Genomic DNA, 10980 nt, shown 5'->3' with positions numbered 1-10980 from the left:
CACGAGCCTGTCGCCGACACCAGAATCTGCACTCCCTCTCGGGATCCGCACCGACTTTAGGGCCCTATTCCCGGTGCGGATCCCGAAAGGGAGTGCAGATCTTGGCGATACCGAGCAGGCTCGTGCCGGAACCGGGCTAGGGCGGCGTCGGCATCTCCACCATCGCCGACATGGCCGGCCTGGAATAGTTCGTTCAGTATCGGTTTGACAGGTTCGGGGCCTCACCGACACACTCGGACGTCGGGTCGCACAGGGGGCGGCCGCGCTCGGGGAGGGCTTTGCTCATGGTTGTTCATCGTCATCGCTCGGTGTCTGTATTGCTTGCGCTGCTCTTGGTTGCCGGGGCGACCGGCTGTTCGCAGGGGACCGGGGAACGGTACAAAGCGGGGTTCTCGGAGCTACCTGCACGCTGCTCCGACGCATTGAAACCTGCCGACCAGGCGATCAAGGCGTTTGCCGGCGAGGCGTACAGTGCCGTCGCGGAGTCGCCGGACGCCGATCGTGAAATCGGGGGCACCAGTCAGAGTTTGACCTGTGCGATGAAGTTCGGTGCTTCGATTCAGCGCGAACCGGTCAAGCCGTACCGGACGCCGATGTGGCGACACGCTTCGGTCTCGTACTTCCTGTCCCTGAATCCCATCGGGGTGAACGACACCCGCCCGAACCTCGCGGACTATGTGTCAGGGTCGACCCTGCCGAACAGCCCGCGAATCACACCCATCGCTGGTATCGGTGAGAACGCAATCACCTGGGAGAAAACCGCCAAGGGTGATCCGCCACGGATCAGCGTGAAGTTCAGCATCAACAACCTGATCGTGACGGTCGAGACGTGGGGCAAGGACTGGTCCGGAATTCCCGAGACTTTTCCCGTCATCGACTCTCCGGAACTGCGCGCAGATTTGCGCACCGGAACCGAAGCGATCGCAAGAGCTGTTGCGCAGCAGGTTCCGTCGGCGCTTCCACAGGCGATGCTTACCCAACCGTCGTTGACCAGAAGCGCCCGCACGTCGACGACCGCGGAGACTCCCAGTGTCGTTTGGGACCCATGCCGGATCCCTGACGACCGCCTGTCCGCCGCCGGACTCGATCCGAAATCGCAAATTCGCGGCGACAATAATCCAAGGATCGCGATGTGCGTGTGGCGCGGTGGATGGTATCGACTGCGGGTGTTCCAGACCGCTGCACCGTTCGAATGGTCGGTCTATGAGAGCTCCACATACGTGCGTCCGAAACCGGTAACCATCGGTGCTCGCCATGCGGTCCAGGTGCACTGGGAGGACTCCGCGGTCTGGTGCGTGCTGGTTTTCGAGATACCCCGCGAAGCCAATCTTCCCGACAAAGGCGGCCAAACTCTCACATTCGAGGCCTCGTTGAGCGACGACCGAACACAGGGCGAGCTGTGCACCGAGTTGATCCGAGCGACGACCGTCGTAGCCGGATCGCTACCACCGACTACGTGATCAGGTTCGACAGCCGTCTGCCGGTCCGGTAGCGTCCGGCGACATGAGTGGGGGACACCGGTCTCCGGCCTGAACCTGTCGGTGGTGCCGGAGAAGGTAAGGGACGTCGGCAAGTACGTCTATGAGTTGTCCGAGGCGCTACGAGCTGCCTTGGATTCTGCGACGAGTCGAGGACCAGTTGGCGGATCGGCTTGAGCCGGAGACGCTTGCCCAGTACCGGACATACAGTGATGTCGGGGAATGGGGGAACTGGTCGACGGTCTGTGTGCGAACTTGGTTAAGCGGCAGATCGCGATCAGCCCGGCCGAGCGGGACAGCTTGGCCGAGTTGATGGCGATGTTCGGTCACCGTGAAGGTTATGTATATCTCAGCGACCCTGAGCGAGTCCTTTCTCTGCTCATTGTTGTCCCGGGTAGTTGATTCCCGCTCGGTCGAGCATGGGGAAATCAGAGGGCGGCATTTGTTCGGAGTTGGAAGCGGGCTAGTTTGCCGGTGGAGGTGGTAGGGAAGGCGTCTACTATTTCTATTCGGTTGGGGCGCTTGAAGGGGGCCAGGTTGGTGCGTAGGGCGGTTGTTATGGCGCTGCGTAGGTCGGTGGAGTCGGGGTCGGCGGGGACTATGTAGGCGATTGCTTCGTCTAGTCCGTCTGCGTTGCGGCCGGCGACTACGGCGCAGTCGGCTACGCCGGGGATGGTTTGGATGACGGTTTCTATTTCGCCGGGGGCTACCTTGTGGCCGCCGAGGTTCAGCATGTCGTCGGTGCGGGCGAGGTAGTGGACCGAGCCTGTGCTGGATATCTGGGCGATGTCGCCGGTGTAGATGCCGCCGTCGGCGAAGGTTCGTTGTTCGGCGTCCGGTCGATTCAGGTAGCCGATGGCGACGGTGGGGCCTGCGATGTGCAGTCTGCCCTCGGTGCCGTGCGCGAGGACCTGTCCGTCATCGCCACGGACCGTGGCGATCGCACCCGGAACCGCGCAGCCCGTTGCTCCGGGTTCGGAGTGTTCGGAGGTGGCGACCACGATGTGCAGGGCTTCGGTCGCGCCGAGCCCATTGAGCACGGGGACTCCGAGCAGTCGTTCGGTGGATTCGATCAGCTCCGCAGGACAGCGTTCGCCGGCCGTAATAGCAAGCCGCAGAGCGTGATTGCTCGTCTCGCCATTGCCGAAGATGCGGGGGAGCGCCGCATAGATTCGCGGCACCGAACACAGGACGGTGGGCTGGTGGGTGCGGATGGCGCTCGCGACGACGTAGGCGTCGATACCGCCGCGCAAAAGGACCGTGCACGCACCCGCGGTCAACGGCAGCAGTATGGAATTTCCGAAGCCGTACCCGAATGACAGCTTGGCCGTGGACAAAACAGTATCCGCCGGACCGAGGGCGAGAATCTGCCCGAACCCGGCCGACACCTCCAACAGCGCCGCCGCGGAATGCAGAACGCCCTTCGCGAGACCAGTGCTCCCCGAGGTGTATTGGACCAACGCTTCTTGGCTGAACGACGACCGCGCACAGGCCGGCAGTTCACCGACCTGACCCTCGGCCGCTTTCGCGAGGTCATCCACCACCAGCGCGCTGTCGAACTGTTCGAGCCCGGACAGCAAGGCCGCGAGACCCGCTCGCTTTCCCGACGGCACATCCAGGTAGACAAACGCCGCGGCACTGTCCTCGGCGATGAACCCGATTTCCTTCTCGGTCAGATACGGGCTGACCGGCACGGGAATGCAGCCGTACCACCACAATCCGATGATCGCGGTGACCGCGGTCGCGGAATCATCGGCGACCACGAGACACCGCGACCCGGAACGGATTCCCCGCGCCGTCAGCCGACCGGCGAACAGCCCGGCCGCGTGATAGAGCTGCTGGTACGTCACCTTCCCGAGATCCGGGTCGAGGTAGGAAATTCGATCCCCGTGGCCGGCGACCACATGCTTACCGACGAAGGATTCGACCAGATCTACTGTCTCCGACCCCGACATCACGACCGATTCCCCTCGAACGAACGCACCACGCGGGTCGCCGCACCGAGGCTCATGATCGCGGCCGACTGCTCGGGATCGAGCTGGATGTCGAACTCCTTCTCCAGCCGAGCCAGGATCTCCGCCTTGTCGAGCGAATTCGCGGCCAGATCGTCGTACAGGTCCGCACCCTCGTCGATCTGCGTATCGGCAATCTCCAGGACCTCGGAAAATATCTTCCGCACGCGGCTTTCCGCAGCCAGATCATTCGGCGAAGACATAGGGGGATCCTTTCGATCGGAGACAGCGATGTTCGAGGTCTGGTCGTGCACCATGGCGGCGAGCCGGTCCAGGCCGATATCGATCTGCTGGGTGGTGAGCGAGCTACAGGACAACCGCAACTGGTTCAGCGCCACGTCGCGCGCGTAGAAGTGGCACATGGGCGTCCACAGCACCCCGTAGTGCTCGGCGGACCGTTCGAGTAGTTCGTCGTCGACCGGAAAACCGACGTCGACGACCACGAAGAAGCCGCCCTGCGGGATATTCCAGCGCACTGGGGAATCGGCGAACCGCGCGGTCAATCCGTCCAGCAGGTGGTGCAGGTTGCGGCGGTACAACTGGATCTCCGCCGCATTCGCTCGAATCATGCTGCCGTCGTTTTCGAGCAGCTTGCCGCCGATGATCGCCTGCGCGATCGGCGAGGTGTTCACCGTCAGCATGCTCTTGATCTTGGCGAGCTGATCGGCGAACAACCCCGCAGCTTGCCCACCCACGGTGACCGGTTGGTCGGCGACAACGAACCCCACTCGAGCGCCGGGCAGACCGGTCTTGGCAAACGATCCGAGATAGACCACCTGGTTCCGCGTATCCAGCGCCTTCAGCGTGGGCACGTGCGCAGCGTCGGTCGCGTGGAACAGCCCGTACGGATTATCTTCCAGCACAAGCAGATCAAGCTGCTCGGCTACATTCAGCAGCTCCTGGCGGGTCTCCAGATCGAGGCTGATCCCGGTCGGATTGGAGAAATCGGGAACCAGGTACAGCGCCCTCGGTCGCTGCCCGGCCGACTTTGCCGCCTGCACCTGGGCGCGCAGATCGGCGAGATCGACTCCGTGCTCACCACTGGCCACCGGCAGCACCGGCATATCGACCAGCCGGGCCGCCCCGGTGAATCCGACATAGGTGGGCGCGACCGCCAGCGCCACATCCCGCTCGTCGCCGCGCAGCGCGCGCAGCACCAGAACCATGGCTTCCTGACAGCCGACCGTGACGACGATCGACTCCGGATCGATGTCGATACTCTCGTCGATCCGCAGCTGTTCGGTAATCAGTTCGTGCACAATGCCTTTGGTGCGCCCGTACTGGAACAACGTTCGCCGGATCTGTTCCTCGGAAAAGCCGCGCCGCTCTCGCAGATATCGGCAGTAGGTGTCGAGATAGCGTGGCACCGCGTCGATCTCGAACAACCCCTCGAAGGGCCGCCCGGGCGCGAACGACACGGCATCGGGGAACCGGTTGACCACCTCGTTGAGGAAGTTCATCGTTTCCAGCGCGGGGTCGGTCAACACCGGGTGCAGGTCGTCGAGACGGAGTTCGGTCATCGGGGCAACACCTCGGGTTTGGTATGACGCAGCCCGGCCGCCGCGGCGAGATCGGGACATCCGGTGAGCCGCAGCGCGGTGTGCAACTCCGCCCGCAGTATCGACAACGTCGCGCTGACCCCGATCTCCCCGGCGACGGCCAGCCCCCACAGCACCGGCCGGCCGATCAGGACCGCGCGGGCGCCGAGCGCCAGCGCCCGGAGTACATCCGTGCCGCTGCGAATCCCGCTGTCCAGCAGCACATTGCACCGGTCACCGACCGCCGCGCAGATGTCGGGCAGCGCGTCGATGCTCGGGATCGCGCCGTCGAGCTGGCGGCCGCCGTGATTGGACACGACGATCGAATCGACGCCGTGCTCCACCGCCAACGCGGCATCGCGCGGGTCGAGCACCCCTTTGAGCATGATCGGCAACCGGGTGTTCGAGCGCAGCCATTCCAGGCCCGCCCAGTCCAGGCCGGGATCGAAGAGTTCACTGGTGTGCGCCGCCACCGCGGAGTTGTCAGCCGATCCGGCGTGCGCCAGCCGGGTGCTCGCCTCGGGCAGCTGGACCGCTCGGATGTCGTCGGGCAGTGCGAAGCCGTTGCGGATGTCCCGGAGCCGGCGGCCCATCTCGGGGACGTCGACCGTGAGGATCAGCGCCGAACATCCGGCGTATTCGGCGCGATGCAGCAGGTCGAGCATCAGACCGCGATCGCGCAGCCAATAGAGCTGGAACCAGGTGTCGGCGCCGGTCTCGGCGATCTCCTCGACCGCGACGGTGCTGAGCATGGTTGCGGTGAACGGGATTCCGGCCGTCGCGGCGGCCCGCGCGGCGGCCAGCTCGCCGTCGGGATGCAGCAGTCGCTGGTAGGCCATCGGCGCCACGGCGACCGGCATGGACACATCGCGCTCGAACAGTGTTGTGCGACAGTCCGGTTGGGTCACGTCGACCAGGACGCGGGGGACCAGCCGCACTGCGTCGAAGGCGGTCCGGTTGGCCGCGAGGGTCACCTCGTCGCCGCTGCCGCCGTCGATGAAGTCCCACACCGGGGTCGGCAGTTGCTGTTCGGCGAGGCGCCGGAGGCCGGCGATCGAGTGTGCCGAGGCTACGTCGGTCATCGGGTCGATGCGCGGTGGTTCGCGTGGTCGAGTTCGACGGCGGTGTACAACGCTTTGATGTTGCCGCTACCGAAGGTTCGTGCGCCCCGGCGCTGGATGATCTCGGCGAAGTAGGTGCCGCGCGGGTGGGTGGAACGGGTGAAGATCTGGAAGAGCTGCCCGTCGTGATCCTCGTCGACGAGGATGTCCAAGGCTTGCAATTCGGGCACGGTGTAGGCGTCCGGCTCCAGACGGTCGACCAAGAGCGTGTAGTACGTGGCCGGTGTTTCGAGGCAGGCGACGCCACGATCGCGCAGTGCGGCAACGGAAGTCAGGATGTTGTCGGTGCTGAAGGCGAGATGCTGGACGCCGGGTCCGCCGTGGTCGCTCAGGAAGGTGTTGACCTGCCCCGGTGCGTCCGCGCCCTCGGGTGCGACGAACACCAGAGTGACGGTGCCGGAGTCGTTTTGCACCACCGTCGACAGCATCGCTTGCTCTCCGATGACGACGCGCTCCTCGTAGATCGCGCGGAAGCCCAGCACCTGCCGGTAGAACTCGACGGTCGAGTCGAGTCGACCGGCTTCCACGCAGACGGCGACATGGTCCAGGGTCGACAGCCTGGAGTCCGCGTCGAAGTGCTCGAGGGGCGGAACGGTTCGAAGGCCCGGGGGCAGGCGATGTTCGGAGTCCGGGCCGTGCTGCACGAAGGTGTGCACCACATCGCCGAACGCGCCGATGGTCGCGGTCACCGCGCCGGTGTCCGGTCGCACGACCGGCTCCTGCACCGGGCGAGCACCGCGCGCGACGGCGGCATCGAAGGCGGCTCGGGCGTCGGCGGTGACCAGCGCGATATCGGCGACACCGGCCCCGTGCACGGCGACGTACTCGGTGGCCGGATGATCACCGGTGTAGCCCTCGGTCAGCACGACGGTGATATCGCGCTGCCGCAGCGCCACCGAACCGCTGTCCACGCTCGTGCGGGCCGGATCGGTCACGCCCGCGACGGTAAAGCCATAGCCGTCAACCAGTTCCGCGGTATGCGCGGTGAGATCGTCCACATAGAATTCGACATGGTTTACCGCCAGCCCGGTCAGGGCCGCTGGCAACGTGTCGTCCATTACGTATCTCCTTGCAGTGGTGCGGAGGTCAGCGCGGCGCTGGCTCCTGGCTGAACGGACCGAGGATTCCTTGCCGACTCGGTAGACGAATTCGGTGGTCAGGTCGGTGAATTCGAGGAGTGTGGCGCCGTCCGGTTGCGGCTACGCCTGGATGATCAGCTGGTCGGCCCATGCTATGTGACCACGCGGGATTCGGCTGCTGGATCCGAATCCTGCACCGGTGGCTCTACGCTGGGCAAATGTTATGTCCGCCAATAAAAGTGATGTGTATGTGATGTTCTTGTGATTGCCGGGGCAGCCGAACTTGGAGCGCCGCCGGTGTCGGTTCCGGCGACGACGTCGAGAATCGGTATCGAGAACTATGATCATCGGCTCGTACAGAGGAGGTCGGTCATGACAACTGGCGAGTCCATCAGGACGATAACGCTTTTCGAGGTGCACAAGCTGTACGCCGAGACACTCGGTCCGCTGTTGATCGAGGCGTGTGCGCGATGGGGAGAGCCCGCACAGGCCCAGGAAGCGCTGCGCGCGTTGCACACTCGCGCTGCGTCCGGTGCACCGATCGCCGAAACAGACTGGGCTGCGGCACTGGAGCCTGCGTTGCGGCAGATCTATCGGCATGCCTACCCGTATGCCCAGGCGTACGCCGCCGCGTCGGCAGACGCGAGTGCCTACGCCTCGGCGCACGGCTACTCCGCAACGGAGGCCAGGCAATTCGGCGACAGCTATGCCGAGATGAACACCGACGCCAATGCCCGCGTGCACGCCGAGGCGAACGCGGTCGCCAATGCCGCGGCAACGGCGGCCGCCTTCGCGACCGGAGACCTGCACGCCTACGCCGCGACCTACCCGTCCGCCCGTCTTCGCGCCGCGGTACTGGCCTGCGCCGGCGGCGATGCGGCACGGTTGCAGTCGATCTGGGACCGGCTGGGTACCGAGCCGCTCACCCCTTCAACGGACCACCATTGATCGCCACCCGCTGGCCGTAACGGGTATGCGGGTAGTAGTCATACGTCGCGTGGTGCTGGACGCACCGGTTGTCCCAGAACACCAGGGTGTTCGGGTACCAGCGGACACGGCAACTCAGCAGGGCCCGGTCCGGCACCATCCGGAACAGCATGTCGAGCACCGCCCGGCTCTCGTCGGCGGAGAGTTGCGGGATGGATTCGGTGTAGCCCTGGTTCACGTAGAGGAGCTTGCGGTCGGTCTCCGGATGGCGCACCACCAGCGGATGTTCGTTGCGCGGAATGACATATCCCGGCGGTGCGACGAAATCCTTCAACGCGACGTGGCCGTCGTGAATCGCCGTGAGTCCATCGAGGAACTCCCGCATGGCCGGCGAGAGCATCTCGTAGGCCAGATGCATGTTCGCGAACATCGTGTCGCCGCCGCTGACCGTCTCCGGGACCTGCGTCAGATAGAGCATCGAGCCGAGCGCGGGCTCGGGATTGTCGGTGCCGTCGGCATGCCAGCCGTTGCCCGCCACATTCGCCGCCTCGGCCGAGGTGGCGATCTCCAGGATGTACGGATCGCCCTCGGGCGGAGGCGGATTCACCGGGCGCAGCTCGCCGAAGTATCCCGCGAAGCGCTTGTGATCCGTGGCCGAGATGACCTGATCGCGAAAAACCAGCACGTGATGATCCAGGAACGCGGTCTTGACCTCCCCGAGCTGTTCTTCCGACAACTCCTGGGACAGATCCACGCCGGAGATCTGCGCGCCGATGATCGGGGTCAGCGTTTCGACCTCGATGGTGCGGTAGGTCCGCGGCGCTCGGGTGGTGATGCGTTCGATGGCCTCTAGTTCATAGCGCTGCACAAATCCTCCTGATTGCGATGGTTGGGTCTAGAGCCCGCGGTCGAGCAACTCGCGCAGCACGATCCGGCCCCAGGCGGTATTGCCGTGGACTTCGTCGTCGGCCTGGCACAGTTCGCGGCGCTGGAAGCCGCTCGCGTCGGTGATGCGGGCGCGGAGATCGATCACCTCGATGTCGAGGGCGTCGACCGCGCGGCGGATGCTTTCCTGCGCGGCCAGGAACACCTCCGGATCCGACAACGGCGGCACGCGCTGCGGCGGCAGCACCGCCAGCACCCGCAAGCCGAGGGCGCGAGTGTGCCGGTAGAAGGCGAGTGCGTCGCGTACCACGGTCATGACGATGGCGTCGAACAGCGCACTGCCCAGGAACCCCGGCTCGAACGCATTGTCGCGCAACCGATACAGCGTCCAGTTCTCGGTGGTGGCGACGAAATGCGCGGCGAAGCCGAACGTCGTCACCAGCGGCACGGTCAGCTCGCCTAGCGCGGCAATGCCCAACTCGCCGACGAACTTTCGGTAGTACTGCTCGGCCTCCGGCTTGCCGAAGACGACATCGTCGGCACGGGGCTCGAAGAAGTCGTCCGTGAATTCGCGCCCGGCACCGATCGGCCCGCCCCGGAACGGAATTCGGGCTGCCTCGGCGGCCTTGCCGATCGGTCCGGCATGGGAATCCCCGAGCAGCAGAAACCTAGCGGGGGGCGTAGTAGTCGAGGACGGCGTCGTCACAGACATCTCCTCCCGTCAGCTGCGCGCCGGTGCGGGTGAGCTGCGGTTTCACGGTTTGGCCTGCGAGGGCGGACAGCAGATGGCCCATGACGAAGTCGACACCCTCCGGTGTCACCGCGCGCAGGTTCGGGGCGTAGAACACGCTGCGGAAGGGCGGGCTGGTGATCAGTTCGTAGGACGGGAAATAGTCGATGTAGTCGCATTCCCGTGCGGCCTGCCCGGCGACCGCGCGCAGCAGGGATTTGGTGTCCGCGTTGGCGACGAGCACGTGCTGGCCGGTCGCGGTGGCGGTGATCGGCTGCGGGGACACGGTGAGCAGTATCCGCAGCCCCGGATTGGCCGTGCGGGCCAGCGCGATCGCCTCGGTCAGGTCGGTATAGACCTCGGCAAAGGTGTTGTTGCGGAATATATGTCGCTGGGGATCGAAGGTGCCGCGCACGGTCCCCGGACAGGCCGGGTAGGTGGTGTCGTGGACACTGTCGCGCCAGGTCTCGGTCAGTCCCAGGGTGATGATGAAGCAACTGGCTGACGTGACCGCGTCGCGGATCGCGGCGAGCGTGACCGCCCTGGCGTCGAGCATTTCCTGCGCCGAGGCGTATCCGTCGGGTTGGACGGCGGGCCGGTACGGATCGTAGAACCGGCCGTCCGCCTGCCAGGCATCCCCGGGCGGCACCGAGTACCCGAACGCCCAGGACAGCCATTGCCGCAGCACGGCAGCGGTATAGATGGTGCCGGTGCGGAAGGAGAATTCGCCGTAGTGGGCGCGCCGGCGCTGGTCGGGGGTCAGTCCCGCGGGGGCGGGTTCGGCGTCGAACCAATGCATTCCGTGGTCGATCAGGGCCCGGCCGAGCTGGGCCGCGAAGCAGGAGCCCGCGGTGATGATCGGATCATCCTGGCCGAGCGGGAATTTCGGTGACCACACCGCCGTGATGGCGGATATGTCGGGCTCGGCGACGGCGGGACGCCAGAATGCGCGCACCGGCAGCGACTGATAGGGATTCACGACTCGCGCGCCCGCGGTCATCCCGGTTGTTTCGGTCATCGAAGCCTCGCCGTCGTCGAACGTGGTGCTGGACGGCCATGCTAGCCATCGAATCCGAACTCCGTGCACTAGTTGATAATTGGAAACTGCTCTAAAACAAGGCAATAACCCTGTCTTACATCGTCACTGATTTTTATGTGATGCCCGAATGATTTTCGGCGTGAGAGCATCCAGGACACGGTCACCGCCGGA

9 protein-coding genes are annotated in these 10980 nt (G+C 65.1%); 2 read left to right on the top strand and 7 right to left on the bottom strand.

Annotation, left to right across the window (positions count from 1 at the left end):
• Positions 1-284 precede the first annotated feature (284 nt).
• Positions 285-1460 carry a DUF3558 family protein gene (locus AB0M22_RS38290; RefSeq protein ID WP_364737351.1) on the top strand — a complete coding sequence of 392 codons (1176 nt, stop codon included), beginning with the start codon at positions 285-287 and terminating at the stop codon, positions 1458-1460.
• 446 nt (positions 1461-1906) lie between these two features.
• On the opposite strand, the gene AB0M22_RS38285 is transcribed toward AB0M22_RS38290, so the two are convergent.
• The 4 genes from AB0M22_RS38285 to hppD are packed head-to-tail and all read right to left on the bottom strand — an operon-like array spanning position 1907 to position 7207.
• Complete coding sequence (locus AB0M22_RS38285; protein ID WP_364737505.1) at positions 1907-3433, bottom strand: AMP-binding protein; 1527 nt, start codon at positions 3431-3433, stop codon at positions 1907-1909.
• Positions 3433-5010 carry an aminotransferase class I/II-fold pyridoxal phosphate-dependent enzyme gene (locus tag AB0M22_RS38280; RefSeq protein WP_364737349.1) on the bottom strand — a complete coding sequence of 526 codons (1578 nt, stop codon included), beginning with the start codon at positions 5008-5010 and terminating at the stop codon, positions 3433-3435. Before AB0M22_RS38280 ends, AB0M22_RS38285 begins: the two co-directional genes overlap by 1 nt.
• On the bottom strand, positions 5007-6110 hold the full coding sequence (locus AB0M22_RS38275; RefSeq protein ID WP_364737347.1) for an alpha-hydroxy acid oxidase: 1104 nt from the start codon (positions 6108-6110) through the stop codon (positions 5007-5009). Before AB0M22_RS38275 ends, AB0M22_RS38280 begins: the two co-directional genes overlap by 4 nt.
• A complete protein-coding gene (gene hppD / locus AB0M22_RS38270; protein WP_364737345.1) occupies positions 6107-7207 on the bottom strand; it encodes a 4-hydroxyphenylpyruvate dioxygenase in 1101 nt (366 codons plus the stop codon). The genes AB0M22_RS38275 and hppD overlap by 4 nt, the downstream gene beginning before the upstream one ends.
• Positions 7208-7600: 393 nt before the next feature.
• On the opposite strand from hppD, the gene AB0M22_RS38265 reads away from it, so the two are divergent.
• Positions 7601-8176: a hypothetical protein gene (locus AB0M22_RS38265; RefSeq protein WP_364737343.1), complete on the top strand. Its 576-nt coding sequence runs from the start codon at positions 7601-7603 to the stop codon at positions 8174-8176.
• Here the strand turns inward: AB0M22_RS38265 and AB0M22_RS38260 are convergent.
• The 3 genes from AB0M22_RS38260 to AB0M22_RS38250 are packed head-to-tail and all read right to left on the bottom strand — an operon-like array spanning position 8151 to position 10788.
• Positions 8151-9023 carry a TauD/TfdA family dioxygenase gene (locus AB0M22_RS38260; protein WP_364737341.1) on the bottom strand — a complete coding sequence of 291 codons (873 nt, stop codon included), beginning with the start codon at positions 9021-9023 and terminating at the stop codon, positions 8151-8153. The two genes, AB0M22_RS38265 and AB0M22_RS38260, sit on opposite strands and share 26 nt — an antisense overlap.
• Positions 9024-9050: 27 nt before the next feature.
• Positions 9051-9746: a hypothetical protein gene (locus AB0M22_RS38255; protein WP_364737339.1), complete on the bottom strand. Its 696-nt coding sequence runs from the start codon at positions 9744-9746 to the stop codon at positions 9051-9053.
• Positions 9709-10788 carry a GSCFA domain-containing protein gene (locus tag AB0M22_RS38250; protein WP_364737337.1) on the bottom strand — a complete coding sequence of 360 codons (1080 nt, stop codon included), beginning with the start codon at positions 10786-10788 and terminating at the stop codon, positions 9709-9711. The genes AB0M22_RS38255 and AB0M22_RS38250 overlap by 38 nt, the downstream gene beginning before the upstream one ends.
• Between the last annotated feature and the right edge of the window lie 192 nt (positions 10789-10980).

Origin of the sequence: Nocardia sp. NPDC051756 (genome assembly GCF_040681495.1) — a bacterium.
Classification (GTDB): Bacteria; Actinomycetota; Actinomycetes; order Mycobacteriales; family Mycobacteriaceae; genus Nocardia.
This window is presented reverse-complemented; position numbering and strand designations above follow the sequence as displayed.

Bases quoted from the DNA above. Each gene is read 5' to 3' on its own strand.
- AB0M22_RS38285 (WP_364737505.1), bottom strand. From the start codon at position 3,433: ATGTCGGGGTCGGAGACAGTAGATCTGGTCGAATCCTTCGTCGGTAAG.
- AB0M22_RS38275 (WP_364737347.1), bottom strand. From the start codon at position 6,110: ATGACCGACGTAGCCTCGGCACACTCGATCGCCGGCCTCCGGCGCCTC.
- AB0M22_RS38265 (WP_364737343.1), top strand. From the start codon at position 7,601: ATGACAACTGGCGAGTCCATCAGGACGATAACGCTTTTCGAGGTGCAC.
- AB0M22_RS38290 (WP_364737351.1), top strand. From the start codon at position 285: ATGGTTGTTCATCGTCATCGCTCGGTGTCTGTATTGCTTGCGCTGCTC.
- AB0M22_RS38280 (WP_364737349.1), bottom strand. From the start codon at position 5,010: ATGACCGAACTCCGTCTCGACGACCTGCACCCGGTGTTGACCGACCCC.
- AB0M22_RS38250 (WP_364737337.1), bottom strand. From the start codon at position 10,788: ATGACCGAAACAACCGGGATGACCGCGGGCGCGCGAGTCGTGAATCCC.
- hppD (WP_364737345.1), bottom strand. From the start codon at position 7,207: ATGGACGACACGTTGCCAGCGGCCCTGACCGGGCTGGCGGTAAACCAT.